The sequence below is a fragment of the Cupriavidus pauculus genome (genome assembly GCF_002858765.1).
Lineage (GTDB): Bacteria > Pseudomonadota > Gammaproteobacteria > Burkholderiales > Burkholderiaceae > Cupriavidus > Cupriavidus pauculus_B.
Map to the genome: position 1 here is coordinate 237,382 of NZ_PJRP01000003.1, position 16,740 is coordinate 254,121.

At 65.0% G+C, this 16,740-nt stretch carries 17 protein-coding genes and 1 pseudogene; 14 read left to right on the top strand and 4 right to left on the bottom strand.

The window, feature by feature from the left end; all coding sequences use genetic code 11:
* Positions 1-11: 11 nt before the first annotated feature.
* Entirely contained in the window at positions 12-629 is a 618-nt protein-coding gene (locus CYJ10_RS09525; protein WP_101681257.1) for an HD domain-containing protein, read from the bottom strand.
* A complete protein-coding gene (locus CYJ10_RS09530) occupies positions 626-1,006 on the bottom strand; it encodes a hypothetical protein (RefSeq protein WP_101681258.1) in 381 nt (126 codons plus the stop codon). Before CYJ10_RS09530 ends, CYJ10_RS09525 begins: the two co-directional genes overlap by 4 nt.
* Before the next feature lie 239 nt (positions 1,007-1,245).
* On the opposite strand from CYJ10_RS09530, the gene CYJ10_RS09535 reads away from it, so the two are divergent.
* From CYJ10_RS09535 to CYJ10_RS09575, 9 genes are all read left to right on the top strand, one after another.
* Positions 1,246-3,168 (top strand): TonB-dependent receptor plug domain-containing protein, encoded by a 1,923-nt coding sequence (locus tag CYJ10_RS09535; protein WP_257993208.1) that lies wholly within the window; start codon positions 1,246-1,248, stop codon positions 3,166-3,168.
* A 30-nt stretch (positions 3,169-3,198) separates the two neighbouring features.
* On the top strand, positions 3,199-4,509 hold the full coding sequence (locus tag CYJ10_RS09540) for an HmuY family protein (RefSeq protein ID WP_101681260.1): 1,311 nt from the start codon (positions 3,199-3,201) through the stop codon (positions 4,507-4,509).
* Between the two features lie 38 nt (positions 4,510-4,547).
* A complete protein-coding gene (locus CYJ10_RS09545; protein WP_101681261.1) occupies positions 4,548-5,588 on the top strand; it encodes a hemin-degrading factor in 1,041 nt (346 codons plus the stop codon).
* Positions 5,589-5,607: 19 nt separating this feature from the next.
* Positions 5,608-6,447 carry a heme/hemin ABC transporter substrate-binding protein gene (locus CYJ10_RS09550; RefSeq protein ID WP_101681262.1) on the top strand — a complete coding sequence of 280 codons (840 nt, stop codon included), beginning with the start codon at positions 5,608-5,610 and terminating at the stop codon, positions 6,445-6,447.
* Positions 6,447-7,436 (top strand): FecCD family ABC transporter permease, encoded by a 990-nt coding sequence (locus CYJ10_RS09555; protein WP_374703244.1) that lies wholly within the window; start codon positions 6,447-6,449, stop codon positions 7,434-7,436. The genes CYJ10_RS09550 and CYJ10_RS09555 overlap by 1 nt, the downstream gene beginning before the upstream one ends.
* Before the next feature lies 1 nt (position 7,437).
* Entirely contained in the window at positions 7,438-8,223 is a 786-nt protein-coding gene (locus CYJ10_RS09560; protein WP_101681263.1) for a heme ABC transporter ATP-binding protein, read from the top strand.
* Positions 8,224-8,287: 64 nt separating this feature from the next.
* Positions 8,288-8,866: an A24 family peptidase gene (locus CYJ10_RS09565; protein ID WP_101681264.1), complete on the top strand. Its 579-nt coding sequence runs from the start codon at positions 8,288-8,290 to the stop codon at positions 8,864-8,866.
* 43 nt (positions 8,867-8,909) lie between these two features.
* A complete protein-coding gene (locus CYJ10_RS09570) occupies positions 8,910-9,419 on the top strand; it encodes a hypothetical protein (protein ID WP_101681265.1) in 510 nt (169 codons plus the stop codon).
* A gap of 99 nt (positions 9,420-9,518) precedes the next feature.
* Entirely contained in the window at positions 9,519-10,109 is a 591-nt protein-coding gene (locus tag CYJ10_RS09575) for a biliverdin-producing heme oxygenase (RefSeq protein ID WP_101681266.1), read from the top strand.
* A gap of 51 nt (positions 10,110-10,160) precedes the next feature.
* Here CYJ10_RS09575 and CYJ10_RS09580 read toward each other — a convergent pair whose 3' ends face one another.
* Together CYJ10_RS09580 and CYJ10_RS09585 are read right to left on the bottom strand one after the other, a co-directional pair.
* On the bottom strand, positions 10,161-11,603 hold the full coding sequence (locus CYJ10_RS09580) for a sensor histidine kinase (protein WP_180862880.1): 1,443 nt from the start codon (positions 11,601-11,603) through the stop codon (positions 10,161-10,163).
* Positions 11,590-12,258 carry a response regulator transcription factor gene (locus CYJ10_RS09585; protein WP_101681268.1) on the bottom strand — a complete coding sequence of 223 codons (669 nt, stop codon included), beginning with the start codon at positions 12,256-12,258 and terminating at the stop codon, positions 11,590-11,592. The genes CYJ10_RS09580 and CYJ10_RS09585 overlap by 14 nt, the downstream gene beginning before the upstream one ends.
* A 591-nt stretch (positions 12,259-12,849) precedes the next feature.
* Here CYJ10_RS09585 and CYJ10_RS09590 point away from each other — a divergent pair.
* From CYJ10_RS09590 to CYJ10_RS09610, 5 genes and pseudogenes are all read left to right on the top strand, one after another.
* On the top strand, positions 12,850-13,782 hold the full coding sequence (locus tag CYJ10_RS09590) for an MBL fold metallo-hydrolase (protein ID WP_101681538.1): 933 nt from the start codon (positions 12,850-12,852) through the stop codon (positions 13,780-13,782).
* Positions 13,783-14,393: 611 nt separating this feature from the next.
* Positions 14,394-14,774: a hypothetical protein gene (locus CYJ10_RS09595; RefSeq protein ID WP_101681269.1), complete on the top strand. Its 381-nt coding sequence runs from the start codon at positions 14,394-14,396 to the stop codon at positions 14,772-14,774.
* Positions 14,775-14,789: 15 nt separating this feature from the next.
* Positions 14,790-15,002: pseudogene (locus tag CYJ10_RS09600) on the top strand (glutathione-dependent formaldehyde dehydrogenase); the annotation flags it as partial.
* Between the two features lie 110 nt (positions 15,003-15,112).
* Positions 15,113-15,520 (top strand): hemerythrin domain-containing protein, encoded by a 408-nt coding sequence (locus CYJ10_RS35090; RefSeq protein WP_101681270.1) that lies wholly within the window; start codon positions 15,113-15,115, stop codon positions 15,518-15,520.
* 501 nt (positions 15,521-16,021) lie between these two features.
* On the top strand, positions 16,022-16,735 hold the full coding sequence (locus CYJ10_RS09610) for a YoaK family protein (protein ID WP_101681271.1): 714 nt from the start codon (positions 16,022-16,024) through the stop codon (positions 16,733-16,735).
* The last annotated feature ends 5 nt before the right edge of the window (positions 16,736-16,740 follow it).

The window sequence follows — 16,740 nt, forward strand, 5'->3', positions numbered from 1 at the left end:
GGCCGGCGTCTTCAAAGGCTGTCGCGGCCGGGACCATCGTCCCCGGCCGGCGGATGGCGGAAGTGGGCCTGCACCAGCCCGGCGGCAGCCTCCCAGAGCGCCGGGGCACCAAGCTGGATGGTCGGCCCGTAGCGGGCGACGACCTGCGCTTCATCGAGTCCGGGTGCAATCCAGGTGCCACCGCCGGTGGCGACGTTATGGAGCAGCGGCTGGAAGCGGTCCAGCGACTTGGCAAACTTCGCGTCGTCGCTTTCCGCTGCCTCGAATTCCGTCCACAGCCGCCGGAACTCGGCGGCCTGCGCTTCCGGCAGCAACGAAAAGATTCGCTCCGCCGCCCGCTGTTCCCGTTCGGCCTGATCGGCCTGCATCGACGGATCATGAAACGGCGTGTCGCCGGCATCGATCTCCACGATGTCGTGAAGGAGCAGCATTTTCACGACGCGCACCACATCGACGGGCGCCGCGGCATGCTCCGACAGCACGAGCGCGTACATGGCGAGATGCCACGAATGCTCGGCGCTGTTCTCCCGCCGCGACTGGTCGATCAGCGGCGACATCCGCACGACGCTCTTCAGCCGGTCGATTTCCCGAAGAAATGCCAACTGGCGTTCCAGGTTGGAAAGATTCATGGCGCAGTGCCGTCCGGTCCGTCTTCCTCGTCTTCCTCGTCTTCCAGCAGGTGCCCGTAGGCGTCGATCTCCTTCTGGGTGCGCGCCTCGCTCGCGGCGATCTTGTCGGCGGTGATCTCGCCGTCCACGAACTCGACCGATACCCGTCGTACGCGCGAATCCTTGTCGACGATGCCCTGCAGCACCTTGTCGAACAGTTTCTCTCCGGCCCTGAGGCCCAGCACCTGCGGCACCAGCACCTTGACCAACAGGATCTCGGTGTCGTCCGAGCCCTTGGCCACATCAGCGATCGCTGTCCTCAGGTGGCTCTTGAGCTTGAGCACACTGAGGTTGCCGGGAATCGCCACGTGCGATACCCGAATCCGTTTCTTGTCCATGCCTGACTGCCCGACTGTGATGTCAAGGCGCCGAATATAACGCACTGACGCGCCACGACCGGGGCCGGCGGCGGCCAAGCGCTTCATTAAGCATTCTTAAGGGAAGATGCAGACGAGAATCATTATCATTCGAATCTCATTTGACATGACCGGATGTGTAGGCCGCCGGTTCCGCCCCCCGAATGCGTCTGAAAACCCTTGCCGTCGTTGCCGGCACCCTCCTTTCCGCAGCGCCGCAGGTGCGAGCCCAACAGGCCGGTTCCGCCGGTTCCGGTGCCCCCCTGCCGACGGTCGTCGTCACCGGTACCCGAAGCGAGAAAACGCTGGACGAGACGCCGATCCGCACCGAGGTGGTGGATCGCCAGGAAATCGAGCGCACCCATGCGCGCACGCTCAAGGACGCGCTGGAAAACGTGCCCGGCCTGCAGTTGCGCGAGATCCACGGCAAGTCGGGCTACGAAGTGACCCTTCAGGGCATGACCAGCGACCAGGTGCTGGTCCTGATCGACGGGCTGCCGATCTCGGCCAGCACGGGCTCTACCGTCGATGTCTCGCAATACCTGCTGACCGAGGTCGACCGCGTCGAGGTGGTCAAGGGTGCCAGTTCGGCGCAGTACGGCAGCTCGGCAATGGGCGGCGTCATCAATGTGATCACGCGCCCGATCGCCAAGGGGTTCTCCGGCGCGGTCACAGCCGACGCCGGCAGCTATGGCGCCCAGAATGCCAATGGCTCGCCGGGCGCCCTGCACGGCAACGTCCGGCTGGAAGGCGGCACCGAGCAGATCCGGGCGCGGATCAGCGCCGATGCGCTCGACAACAAGGGGTTCGCCGTCGATCCGGACGGCTGGACGCGTCACGGCGACAAGATCCGGCGTGAACAGTACGCAGGGCGGCTGGAATGGCTGCCCAGCACGGCGGGCAGCTTGTGGTTCGATGCCAGCGCCTATCGCGAGACCGACGAACAGCGCTACCAGTACTACGCGCCGCAGCGCAAGACCGAGGACATCGACCGCAACCGATACGCCTACGGCGGCCAATGGCGCTTCGACAACGGCGTGCGGGCGCGGCTGGCGGGCGTGCATGAGACGTACGACAGCACGTCGCGCGAATACTCGAACGGCTTCCAGACCTCGGTCCGCAACTCCTCGCAGCAGACCGACCACGTATCGGCCCAGTTCGACCTGCCGGCCTGGTATCGCCAGCTGTGGCAGTTCGGCGGCGACTTCCATCGCGAAACCCTGGACCAGTCGGTCAACGGCACATCGGAACTGACCGGCACCGGCAACGCCGAACGCCAGGCGGGCGAGCTTTACCTGCAGAACGACATCATCTTCAACGACATGTGGGAGATGGTCGTCGGCCTGCGCGGCCAGCACGATTCCGATTTCGGCAGCCACTTCGCGCCCAAGGTGGGGGTGCGTGCCAATCTGCTATCGAACGACACCTGGAAAGGCGTGCTGCGCGCCAACTACGGGCAGGGCTACCGCGTGCCCAACCTCAAGGAACGCCACTACCTGTTCGACCACAGCTCGCTGGGCTACATCGTGCTGGGCAACCCGAACCTGAAGCCGGAATCGTCGAACAGCTTCCAGCTGGGCGGCCAGCTCAGCTGGCGCGACCGTGTGACGCTCGACGCCAACCTCTTCTACAACCGCGTCACCGACCTGATCCAGACCGACATGACCAACTTCACCATGGTCAACGGCATCGCGGTCTACACGTACCGTAACGTGGCGCGGGCCAAGACGCAGGGCATCGAGACGTCGCTGCGCTGGCGCGCCACCAACCAGCTGAACCTGACCACGGCCTACACCTTCACCGACACCGAGGATCTCGACACGGGCCTCGAACTGACCCGCCGGCCACGCCATATGGGCCGCGTGGGCGCCGACTGGCGCGTCTTGCCGTCGACGGAGCTGTCGGCCCGTGCGCGCTTCCAGAGCAGCGAACTGACCGACTCGGCCACCGGCGCACGGTCGCCGGGCTGGGGCACGCTCGACCTGGTGCTGAACCAGAAGATTGGTCGCAACGTGACGGCCTTCGCCGGCGTGAACAACCTGTTCAACCGTCAGCGCGATTTTGCGAATGCCAGTGACTTCGGGCCCGTGGCGGGGCGCTTTATCTACCTGGGCGCACGGTTCAACGTCGACGTCGCCCGCTAACGAGAAATCAAACGGGGAAGCACACTCATCATGATCCAGGACACCCTTGCATTGCATCGCCGCCCGCTGGGCGTCTTCGGCGCGGCCGCGCTGGCGCTGACGCTGGCAGCCTGTGGCGGCGGCGACGGCGGCGGCACCACGACCGGCAGCCCCAACGGCGGCACGACCACCCCGCCCGCCTCCACCTCGGCCTTCTCGCAGACCGCCGAATGGACATTCGCCCTGCCGGCGGCCGGCAATTCGCTCTGCTACGACTTCAACACCAAGGCCGAGACCGGCTGTACCGGCACCGCCTGGGACCTGAAGGTCAAGACCGATACCGGCGGCCGCACAGCCAAGCTGTGGACCAACAGCGGCACCAGCGGCACCGGCAACGGCGGCGCCTTCGGCAGCCCGTTCGACCACACCTGGACCGCGCTGGCGACCTGGAAGAACGCGACCATCGACCCGGTCAATGGGGCGCTGCCCGCCACGGTGTTCCTGAAGGACTCGGCCAGCGGCGTGTTCGCCAGCGCCAATGACATCGGCTCGGCCGTGTTCGAGTACGGCGTGACCGGCGCGGCGACCGATCACCTGCTGTATCCCACGTTCCGCACGTTCGTGATCACCACCAACAGCGCGCTGCCGGACACCACCGGCACGGCAGCGGCACCGGTGTTTGCGCTGCAGGTGACCGGCTACTACGGCGGCACCGGCGGCACCACGTCCGGCTATCCGAGCTTCCGTTTCGTGGACCGCAGCGCGCCTGGCACCGTCTACACGGCTTCGGTCAACGCATCGGCCGACTGGGTCTACTACGACCTGATCAACCGGGCCGTCACCACCGCGTCGGGCACCTGGCATATCGCGTTCAACCGCTACAACGTCAAGCTGAACGGCGGCGAATCGGGCACGGGCACCGTGGCGGGCTTCCTGGGCAAGACGCCGGCCGGTTTCTATGACTCCTCGAACAAGCCGGTGGCATCGGCCTTCACCAGCGCCAGCAACGTCACCACCACGCTGGCCAACCTCACCGCTGCCGACATGAGCCTGCCCACCGCCGCGGCGCAGTGGGTCAAGGACTCGACAGCTTCGGTGCTGAACCCCACGTACACCGGCGCCTACCCGAACCCGCTCAACTACGGCTGGTATTCGTACTTCCCGACCGCTGCGGCATCCGCCGCAAACGGCCTGCCGGCGGTGGCACACCTGATCAGCGCCAACACCGACGCCGGCGGCCTGATTCGCGGCGGCGAGGGTGCCACGTATGCGCGCTTCCACCTGACGAAGATCGCCTACGCCGATCCGAACTCGAACAGCAGCCAGCAGACGTGGACGATCAACTTCGACGTCCAGCCCTGAGCCGGCCTCACTGACACACGCGACGACTGACGACACGCATGGAAATGGAACAACAAGGCATCGAGACGCTGCGCCAGCGCCATCAGGCGTTGGTGGAAGCCCAACCGAAACTACGCATCCGCGACCGCGCCCAGCGGCTTGGCGCCAGCGAGGCCGAGCTGGTCGCGGCAGGATGCGGCGTAGCCGTGCGACAGCTCAGCGGCACGGCGCAGCAGTTGTTCCGTGACCTCGGCACGCTCGGCACGGTGATGGCACTGTCGCGCAACGACCATGCCGTCCACGAACGGCATGGGCAATACCAGGGCATCGAGGCTGACGGCCCCGTCGGCATCGTGCTCGGGCCCGACATCGACCTGCGCATGTTCTTCGGCGGATGGCGATTCTTCTACGCCGTGACGGAGAACGGCCGCGACAGCCTGCAGTTCTTCGACAAGGCGGGCGAAGCGGTCCACAAGGTCTACCGCACCGATGCGACCGATGCCGCTGCATGGCAGGCGTACATCGGCCGCCATGCCGTGGAAACGGTGACGCAGGTCGTGGTCGAGCCCATCGTGGCGCCTGCCGATGCCGACATGCCTGCCGACGCGGAAGCGATGCGCGCCCACTGGCTCGGGCTCAAGGACACGCATGACTTCTTTGCCATGCTGCGGCAGTTCAAGGTGTCGCGTCTCGGCGCGCTGCGTACGGCTGGCAACGACCTGGCCCAGCAGGTCGGCCATACGGCCGTGGAGACCATGCTCGGCCGTGCCGCCGAATCCGCCCTGCCGATCATGTGCTTCGTGGCCAATCGGGGCATCGTGCAGATCCACACCGGGCCGGTGCACAAGCTGGTGCGCACCGGACCGTGGTTCAACGTACTCGACGAAGCCTTTAACCTGCACCTGAACACCGAAGCCGTAGCGTCGAGCTGGGTCGTCAACAAGCCCACTGCCGATGGCTGGGTGACATCTCTGGAACTGTATGGCGCCAACGGCGAGCTGATCGTGCAGTTCTTTGGCGAGCGCAAGCCGGGCAAGCCGGAACTGGGCGCCTGGCGCGCGCTGCTGCAATCGCTTTGTCCGGTGGCCCTGGCCGCCTGATGGATTTCCGGAGTCGACAATGAAACTGCTTCGCCCTGCGCTGTTGTCCCTGCTGTGCGCGGCAGGCCTGGCCCAGGCCGCCCCGCCCGCCCGCGTGGTCGGACTGGGTGGTGCGGTCACCGAAATCATCTACGCGCTGGACGCGGAGAAATCGCTCGTCGGCGCCGATTCGTCGAGCATCTATCCGCCTGCCGCGTTGAAGCTGCCCAAGGTGGGCTACTACCGTGCCGTCTCGGTCGAAGGGCTCGCCAGCCTGAAGCCCGATCTGGTGCTGGCCGCCGATCAGGCCGGCCCACCCCAGGCGCTGGAACAGATCGGCAAGCTCGGCAGCAAGGTGGTGACGCTGCCTTCGGCGCCCACCGTGGCCGCGCTGGACCAGCGCATTCTTGGCACCGCCACGGCGCTGGAGATACCGGAGCGCGGTCGCGCGCTGGTTGACAGGCTGCACGCCGACCTGCGCGCCATCCGGCCGGTCAGCCAGCCAGTGCGCGTGCTGATCGTCAGCAGCCATACCGGCAAGATGCAGGGAATGGGCAAGGACACTGCCGGCGATGCCATGCTCACGCTCGCGGGCGGCACCAACGTGCTGGCCGGGCAGACCGGATTCAAGCCGTTCTCGGCCGAAGCAGCAGCGGCCCTGAAGCCGGACGTGATCGTCACCACGACGATGTCAGTGGGTGCCAGCGGCAGCGCCGATGCATTCCTGGCGCAGCCTGGCCTCAATGCCACCCCTGCCGCGCGCAACCGGCGCCTCGTCGTCATGGACGATCTGCTGCTGCTGGGCTTTGGTCCTCGCCTGCCAGAAGCACTTCGACTGTTGCAGACGGGGCTCGCCGCACCGCAAACGGCGGCCCGCTGATGCGCGGCCACCGACTGGGCATCTTCACCACCCTGTGCGTCATGCTGGTGCTGGCCGCCCTCTGGACCGCGTCCAGCGGCGCACTGTCGATTCCGCACAGCCGGCTGTTGCCGTTGCTGTGGTCGCCTGCCGTGGACGGCGACGACGCCATGTGGCGCAACGTGCTGATCGAAGTGCGGCTGCCGCGCATCGTGCTGGCCATGACCGTGGGCGCCGCCCTGGCGCTGGCGGGCGCGGTCATGCAGGCGTTGTTTCGCAATCCGTTAGCCGAACCCGGCCTGATCGGCATTTCGCTGGGCGGTGCGGCGGGCGCGGTGGCGGCCATCGTGTTGGGCGCGGAGGGGCTGGCGGGCATCGCGCCCGCGGCGTTCCTGGGGAGCCTGGCGGCTACGGCATTTGCCTACCGGCTCGGCGCGCGGCGCGGGGGCATGGCCAATCTTCTGCTGGCCGGCATTGCCATCAACGCCATCTGCGCGGCCATCGTCGGCTTCTTTACCTATCAGGCCAGCGACGTGCAACTTCGCAACCTCACGTTCTGGAACATGGGCAGTCTCGCCGGCGCCACGTGGACGATGCTGGCCTGGCTGGTGCCACTGGTGGCCGTGCTGTGCGCGCTGCTGCTACGTGACTGGCGCGCCATGAACGCGCTGCTGCTGGGCGAGCGCGAAGCCCAGCACCTTGGCTTTGACCTCAAACGGCTGCGCCGCCGGCTGATCGTGCTGACTGCCCTGCTGGTCGGGCCCATCGTCGCGGTCACGGGCACCATCTCGTTCGTCGGGCTCGTCGTACCGCACCTGGTACGCATGCCGCTGGGCGCGGATCACCGCTGGCTGTTGCCGAACACGCTGGCTGGCGGCGCGGTGGCGATGACGCTAGCTGACTGGCTGTCCCGCATGGTGGTGATTCCGGCCGAACTGCCAATCGGCATCGTGACGAGTCTCGTGGGCGGGCCCTTCCTGCTCTGGATGCTGACGCGAAGGGGGGCATGACATGCTTGTCGCCCGGAGTCTGAGTTGCAACCGCGGTCGCCGGCAGGTGCTCTCGAGCATCGATCTGCATTTGCAGCCCGGCGAAGTGCTGGGCGTCCTGGGCGCGAACGGCGCGGGCAAAAGCACGTTGTTGGGTGCATTGGCCGGCGAAATCGCCGCGCCGGCGGCAGCGGTGTCGCTAAACGGACGTTGCCTGGGAGACTGGCCTGTCCACGCCCTCGCCCGGACACGCGCCGTGCTGCCGCAATCGCCGGGACTGAACTTCGACCTCGACGTGACGGAAGTGGTCGCCATGGGCGGCTATCCGTTTCCGGAACTGGATCGTCGCGCGCTGGATACGCTGATGCACCGCGCGCTGGCGCTGGCCGATGTGACGCATTTGGCCAGCCGCGACTACCAGAGCCTGTCCGGCGGCGAGCAGCAGCGTGTGCAGTTTGCCCGCTCGCTGGTGCAGACGCTGGCCTGCCGAGGGACGGACAGCTATCGTGCCCTGCTGCTTGACGAGCCGATTTCGAGCCTGGATCCACGTCACCAGCTACTGCTGCTCGACAGCGTCAGGACGCTGAGCCGCACCGACGGCCTGGCCGTACTCGTCGTGCTACACGACGTCAATCTGGCTGCGCGCTGGTGCGACCGGTTGCTTCTGCTGGCGGACGGCCAGACCGTGGCATGCGGCGCGCCCGTCGACGTACTGACGGAATCCACCCTGGCAAGTGTCTATGGCATACCCGCCAGGGTCATGGCGTCGCCCGTCCATGCGGGCGTTCCGTTTGTCGTCTTCGGATGAGACGGCTTGCCACGCACCGGCCCCCATCATCCCACGTGCCGCGAGCCCGACCCGGAGTTTCCGCATGACCTTCCGCCTGCAGCAGATTCTGCAAGACGCGGTCGCACTGATACCGGCTTCGCTGACCTTTGCGGCGCTGGTGCTGCCACCCGCATTGCTCTGGATTGCGGTGTCCGACCTGCTGTATCGCCGCATTGCCAACCGCATGTTGCTGGCACTGCTCGCCCTGTGGCTGACGCACGTTGCGTGGATCAGCCTTTGCGGCGGGCAAGCCCCCGCGTGGCCGGACATCGTCCGCAGCGGCACGGCGGCCGTGATCGTGCTGGTGGTCGGGTACGGCCTGTTTGCGATGCGATGGGCAGGCGCGGGGGACGTGAAGCTGACGGCCATACTTTGCCTCTGGCTGGGACGTGAAGTGGCGATGTTCCTGCTGGTCACATCGCTGGCGGGTGGTGTGCTGGCCTTGTTCATGCCGCTCCTGCACAGAATCGAACTGGCCGTGGCGCAGTGCGTCGCGCAGCTTGGCCCGCGCCTGCGCCTGACGCTGCCCACACCGATGTCGCTGCAGGGTCATGCTTCGCCCGGCATTCCCTATGGGTTTGCGATTGCCGCCGGCGCGGCTTTCGTGCTGTTCCGGCACTGACGTCATGCACCGACCCATGATCCCGTTACGGCTGCGATCGCGTATGCCATCGCGCCGTGCCGCCCGTGGCGCGCTTGCCATGGAAGCCGCCTTCGCGCTGCCCGTCATCATCGCCGGCGCGATGATGTTCATCGAACTCGGCAACATCGGGCTGACCGTTGCCATGGGCAGCACCGCACTGGACCGCGCCACCCAGCAGCTACGCACCCAAACCACAGGGACCGTCCGTCCGGCCGACGTCGGGTCGCTGGAGCGGCGCTTGCGCCATGGTATGGCTGCCGTATCGCATCGCTTTCTCGACGAGACCGATATCGCCGCCGTTGCGGTCGAACGCTTCACATCGCTGGATGCCATGAACGCTGGCCGTACGACCACAGCCAGCGCCGCCGCCAGCCGCACCGTGCCGGCCTGGCGCATCACCGTGGAAATCCGCAAGGACTTCATCACGCCGCTGCCGCGCCTGCTGGGTACGGGTGGCACCGCCTTCCGCTATCAGTACCAGGTGTGGCTCGATAACCTGCCCGCGCTGACGGCCAACATGAAGCAAGATTAACGTGTCTTCCGCCTGGCGATCACGTACAAAGAAGCCCTGCACGCAAGCGCCGCACGGCTGCGCCTTGTCCCTCTTTTCTCGATTCCGGAAGCACTCACGATGACCACCACCACGGAAGCCCGCACTTCGCTCTCTTCCCGACTCAAGCATGAGACCGCGGCCCAACACGAGCGCATGCACGGGCTCATGGAAACGGCCAAGCCCTTTGCCAGCCGCGACGGCTACGCGCGCTTTGTTGCCGCGCAGTTCCTGTTCCAGCGCGATATCGAGCATCTCTTCGCAAACCCGGCCGTGCGTGCCGCGGTGCCGGACATCGACAGCCGCGGCCGGGCCGCCGCATCGCAAGCCGACCTCGCCGACCTGGAATGGGCGGTACCCGTTGGTGAGATCGCCAGCCGGGGCGTGGCCATGCCCGAAGCACTGGGCTGGCTCTACGTGTCCGAAGGGTCGACGCTGGGCGCGGCATTCCTGTTCAAGGCCGCGAAGGATGAGCTGGGACTGTCGGCCGAGTTCGGCGCGCGCAACCTGGCCGCCTATCCCGAAGGACGCGCCGTCGCGTGGCGCAACTTTGTCGCAGCGCTGGACAGCGACACCGTGGCCGCGCACACGCACGATGCCGTGATCGCAGGCGCCAATGCGGCCTACAACCGCTTCGGCCAACTGCTCGCCGACATGTTTGAAACCGTCTGACCCTGCACGACGCCCGTCCCCCACGCGGCGGGCGAGCGGGTGGAAATGGCGCTAGGTCTTGAGCGCGTCCTTGAGACCTGTCCGGTCGCTCCAATGCCGACGGTCCAGCAGCAGCACCGCCAGAAGGCCCTGGGGCTCATGCGCCTCCAGGGAAAGCTGGGCACCGTGAAGCCTGGCGATGGCATTGACCAGCGCCAGGCCCAGACCGCTGCCTGATGGCGAGATACCACCGGAGGTGCCGCCAGAGATACCGCCCAGACGACGAAAGCGCTCCACGGCCTGACCGCGCAGATCCGCCGGGATGCCGGGACCGTGGTCGGCCACGCCTAGTGCCATGCCTTCGCCACGACGGCGCGCCAGCAACAGCAGCGTCTTGCCGTCCGGTGCGTACTTGATGGCGTTTTCCAGCAGGTTCGACAGCGCCTGAAACAGCAGCGCGCGGTCGCCATAGAGTTCGCGCCCCGGCTCCGCCTCGATGTACAGCGCCATGCCGGACATCGACACCAGCGGCGCATAGTATTCGGCCAGGTCGTCGAACAGCCCGCGCACCTCGAACCATTCAAACGCGTGCTCGCAGCGGCCCGCTTCCACTTCGCCGATGCGGAGCACGGCGCGCACCATGCGCTGGATGCGTTCGCCTTCCTCCAGCGCGCCAAGCACATCATCGCGCATGGGGTCATCGACTTTCTCTGCCAGATTGGCCAGCCGGTTGTGCATGCGCGTCAGCGGCGTGCGCAGTTCGTGCGCCAGGTGGCTGCTCACGCTCTTGACCTCTTCCATGAGCCGGTTGACACGATCCAGCACGTGATTGATGTCCTGGCCCAGCAGGTCGAACTCATCGCCATCGCGCCGGCAGGGCACCGTCGCGTCGCGCTCGCCGGTCACGTAGCGGCGCAGCGCGCTGCGGATGCGGTCGACCCTGCGCATGCTTTGCACGCTGGTATAGAGCCCGATGGCAAGGCTCGACAACAGGACGGCGAACAGTCCGGCCCCGGCCACCAGCGGAATGACGCGCAGCCGCTCGCGCATTGGCAGGATGTCGTAACCGCTGAAGAACACGCCGCCGTCCGCCAGCGGCACCTGCACGCCGAAAAGCTGTGCCAACCTGGCGCTGGTGTCGCCCACCGTGACATTGCGCCACTGCAGTTCGCACGGCGGCACGCATTGCAGCGCGGACCTGACCTTCGCATCACCAAACAGCAGCCCGCCCGACGGCGACAGGACCAGCGACTTGCTGCCTTCACGTTCGCGGCTGTCCTCGCGGGCCAATGCCACGGCCAGCTGCCTCGCATCGGAAAAATGATGGCTGTGTTCCTGCGCGCGCACGTCGGCCAGGATCATGTCGCGCACGTGGCTGCGCAGCAGTACGTCGATCTGGTGCGCGCTCAGCAGCACCGATCCGATCGCTACCAGCAGGAAAAGGAAGGCGACCAGCGAGGCATGCCGAAAGGTTCGGGTCTCCAGCAGGTGGGCGAGGCGCTCAGCCCAGGACATAACCGACCGCACGCACCGTGCGCAGCAGTGACCGCGGGAAATTGCGGTCGATCTTGCTGCGCAGCTTCGAGACATGAACGTCGATCAGGTTGGTCTGCGGGTCAAACTGGTAGCCCCAGACCTTTTCCAGCAGCATGGCGCGCGTGACCGTACGGCCAGCGTTCGCGGCCAGCACCTGCAGCAGTGCAAATTCCTTTTCGGTGAGATCGATGGGCTGACCGCCCCGTGACACGCGACGCTCGCGCCAGTCGATGCAGAGGTCTTCCAGACGGGTGATCCAGTCCGCCTCGTTCGGCAAGGCCCGCCATTTGGCGAGCCCCTCCAGCCGTAACAGCAGTTCGGTGAAGTCGAAAGGCTTGCCAAGATAGTCGCCCGCACCGGCGCGCAGCCCTGCCACCCGGTCACTGGGCTGGTCCACGGCAGATAGCACCATGACGGGGGGATGCGGGTGATCGGCCAATGCGCGCAGCACGCCAATGCCGTCGATACCGGGCAGCATCCGGTCCAACAGTACAGCGTCAAACGCCTCGTCCCGGATCAGCTCCAGCGCATGTTCGCCGGTGTCTGTCAGGCGGCAGTCATGTCCCTTCTGCTGCAGCTTGGAACTTAGCCAATGACTCACCCGCGGATCGTCTTCCACGATCAGAACACGCATGACAGTTCCCCCCCCTTACCAAAGTTCACCCGTCCATTGACCCTTCTTCCGCCCGGACTTTTTGTCATTTGTACCGGTTCGGTGACAATTCTACATGAGACGCATTCTCATTTGCGAGGAAATTTTGGACAAGCGCCTACCCCTGGCGCGGGGAGCCCGGCCGCAGCGTAACAGGCATTATTGGCGAATTTTGCGTTGCGAAAGATTAACTTTGCTTAACGCCCAACCCAGCTCTGGGGGCTCGATAGCGTCCCGATACAAGGCTTCGCCTTCCGAGATGCCAAATCAGGCCGCAGTCCACACGCATGCGATGGACACCATCTGAATCTGCCACGCATCGGCGCGCCTCTACCCCGCTTCAGGCTTTTGACAGCCTTGCCACGCGTTGACTGCCCGCCATCGATTGTTGTCGACCCGACAACATACTGAAGGCCTTCGCGAGCCTACTGCCGTTCGCCTCGCCTGCCTAGAATCCGTTGCAACGATGGTTACGCAAATTGCGCGACGGTCGAGGAAGGATGTCCGCACGACGAAGCGGACCGTGCTGCCGCCCAGTGCGGCTTACCCACCCAATTGACAGGACTACTGATGATGAGCGAAACAACTCGCAATGTGCAGCCGGTTACCGCCAACCTTGGCAACGAAAACGCCGGCGAGCTCGTGTCTTCCCGCTATGCCGTGCGCGTGGGCGACGTCGACGTCGTGCTGATCAGCGATGGCATTCTGCCGCTGCCGACATCCACGATGTCCACCAACGTGAGCCAGGCCGACCGCAACGAATGGTTCGATGGCCGCTTCCTGCAACGTGACATGTTCGACTGGGCGCTGAATATCGCGCTCGTGCGCAGCGGCGATCGCCTGATCCTGATCGACTCGGGCGTGGGCGACGGGTTCGCGTACTTCACGCGCGCCGGCCGGTCGGTCATGCGCCTGGAAACGGCGGGCATCGATCTGGCCGCGATCACCGATGTCGTCATCACGCATATGCACATGGACCACATCGGCGGGCTGAACGTGGATGGCGTCAAGGCCAAGCTGCGTCCGGACGTACGCATTCACGTGGCTGGCGCAGAAGTGGAATTCTGGAAGAATCCGGACTTCAGCAAGACCGTGATGCCGGAAACGGTGCCGCCCGCCCTCCGCAAGGCCGCGGCCAGGTTCATGGAGCTTTACCGCGAGAACGTCGTGCAGTTCGACCAGACCGTGCAAGTTGCGGCGGGCGTGTCGGCGCGTGTGACGGGTGGCCATACGCCGGGGCACTGCGTCGTGGACGTCGCCTCGAACGGCGAGAAGCTGACGTTTGTCGGCGACGCAATCTTCGAGGTGGGCTTCGACCATCCCGAATGGCAAAACGGCTTCGAGCACGAACCCGAAGTGGCCGTGGACGTGCGTATCGCGCTGCTCAACGAAGCCGCTGAAACCGGCGCGATGCTCGCCGCGGCGCATGTCGCCTTCCCGTCCATCGGACACATTGCCAAGCAGGGTAATGGCTTCCGGTTCGTGCCGGTGCAGTGGGATTACTGATGGATGGCGAGTCGCTGTCCGCAAACCCGGGCCACTATTGTTGGCATCACATCACCTCACTACCTGCTTGCAGCAGACCTTCGTACATGGCGACCACCTCGTGTCGCGTTATCTACACGGTCCGACACGGACCGACACGCTTCGGCCCGTGGCCCGACTTCTGAATGAATGGCTTCCGGGCTCGATGGGCGTGCGGCAGCCCGAGCAATATGCACACGCGATGCTGGAAGGAATTACCGCCCGGTCGCTCATGAAGTACGGCTTGGTGCTGCAGATGGCAGGGGCCTCAGCCGCGTATCAGCGCGGCGATATCCGCCGCCTGCCTCGCCCGCTCCAGCCTCGCTCCGAAAGCCCTGAACGACGCAAGAAGCGTGACTCGCGGGACAAAGGCGATTGCCTGCCGGAGGTCCAAAACACCCGCAGGCGCCCAAAACGCACGCGCAGGTGGATGAATCGATACATTCCGCCTTCGCCCGACAGGCTGGACGCAGCGCTAATACACGCTGCCCAAAAAGCGCTGGCGAAGGTTCTATGCTTGAGGTGTGGGACGCCGGGCCGGCTCCATGGTCGCTGGATCTTGGTCGGGCCAGGAAAACGATGGCACTGACGACATGAAGCTCATTCACGCGGGAACCGTGCTGTGCGCCATGTTGGCGGCCTGCGTCTCGACTGGCGTCGACGTCAGGCCAGAGCAGTTGTCGAACTTCCTGCTCGGCTTTTCCACCATCGACGACGTCACCAGCCAACTCGGCACGCCATCATCCGTGGTCGCGCTGAAAACCGGATCGACCATCCTCGTCTATTCATTCGCAACGTCCCACCCGCATCCGGAGAGTTTTATCCCGTTCATTGGGCCGCTTTTCTCCGGAGGCGAGATCCTCTCGTCAATGGTCCTGCTGGAATTCGACGAGAACGGCGTTCTCAGAAGTGAACGTCGAACGACGTCGAGCGGCGCGTCCGGTCTGAGTGTCCTGCCTTCCAAACCCATGTAGTGGCCGCCCCGTCTGGGCGCCCTGATGAACAAGGGCCTCACCATCCGCACGGGACAGACCCATGTGAACCGCTGGACCGATGACCTGCTGCAATGCATTCTCGACGGGCAGATTGATCCCAGGTTCATCATCACGCACCGCGTGGCGCTGGAAAACGGCCCGGACATGTACAAGACATTCCGCGACAAGCAGGGCGGCTGTGTAAAGGTCGTCATGACGATGTCGTAGTTCGATTCGTCCCCAGGCCCTCGCAGGGCTGGAATGCGTCTTGCTGGGCCTTGGCTGGACGGACCTGTCGGCCCGTCTCCGCCCCAAGCAACCCCACAGCACGAGACATCATGGACAAATCCAAAGTACCCGTCGAACAGCGCGCCGCGCTGTCCCTGCTGGTGGATGATCACCGCAGCGTCAAGAAGCTCTTCAAGGCCTTCGAGGATGCGAAGGCCGACGCCGAAAAGCAGTCGATTGCATCCGAGACCTGCCAGCAACTGACAATCCATGCGCAGATCGAGGAGGAGATCTTCTACCCCGCCCTGCGCGGCGACAGCGACAAAATCGATGACATGCTTGATGAAACCACGGTCGAGCACGACATGCGCGTGGTGGCGCAGGCCGACTGGGTCATCGACATCGGACCCGGCGCTGGCGACGAAGGGGGGCGCATCGTGGCCAGCGGCTCGCCGACCATCATCGCTACCTCCACCACCAGCGTGACGGCGGCCTACCTCGCCGCCGAGTTGGGCTAAGCCGATCCCGGAACGCGCGCCTCGGCTCGACGAGGTCGTCACGGTGTGAGGAAATTCCAGACTCCTCGACGGCGTTTCGCCGACGGCACGCAGTGATAATTATTCGTATTCGGGTCGAAGCACGCGCTCCGCGAAGCCCGCGATCTCATCTGAATCAGCTACGCGCCCTAACCAAGAATGCGGGTGATGACCGCTCACCTCTCGGTTTCTACCCGTCAGACGACTCAACGAGGTTCATACCGCAATCTGTGAGGTGTGCACGTTCATATGGAAGCTTGTACCTTTTCAGCTTGTTCCCCTGGCCCAAGTGCATGCCACCCTATCCTATAGTTGAAAAATATTGAATAACACGTGCGCGACATGAGTGATTGTGGTCAGGCTTCAATGCTTATAGTTCAGCACACACGACGCCGAAGCGAGAAGGGTGGCGGCGGCGTGAAACATCAGACAAACTGAACTACTTTGCGCTGGACGTTTCGGCGCCTTTTGGAGAAAGAACACATGCCGGCCATCAGCGATTCCCAACGTCCCGACACTTCCGCCGCCAGCATCTGGGCGCAATGTCGCGCCGCGGTGCTGTTGACGATAGTCGGCGGTGCCATCGACACCATCGGTTTTATCGCGCTGCTCGGCTTCTTTACCGCCCACGTCACCGGCAACCTGGTGCTCGCCGGCGCGGCCTTCGTGAAGGGCGGAGCGGGGCTGTGGATCAAGCTCGGCGCGATTCCGCTGTTTATCGCCACCGTGGTGGTTGCCAAGATCTGGATCGATCGCTGCAGCCAGACGCACAAGACGCTGGGCTGGCTGTTCGTGGCCGAGGCGATATTCCTGCTGGGATTCATGGGCGTGGGGTTGTATTTCGCTCCGTTCAGCGACCCGAATGCGGTCGAGCTCGCGTTGGCCGGTGGTCTGGGCCTGATGGCGCTTGCGATCCGCAATACCTCGAGCAAGACACTGACCAAGAGCATCAGCCCCAGCACGATGATGACCGGCAACACGACGCAATTCGGCATCGATCTGTCGAGCTACCTCCGCGCACCGATCCGCGAACATCGGGTGGCTGTCCTGAAAAGCGGCAGCATCGTGCTCGGCTTCGTGCTGGGTGCTTTCCTCGGTGCCGTGCTCTATATGCAGATCGGTTTCTGGAGCGTGCTGCCGTTTATCGTGATCATCGCGTATCTGGCCAGCCTGTCCTTCCGCAATCAGTTCGTGTGAGCGCG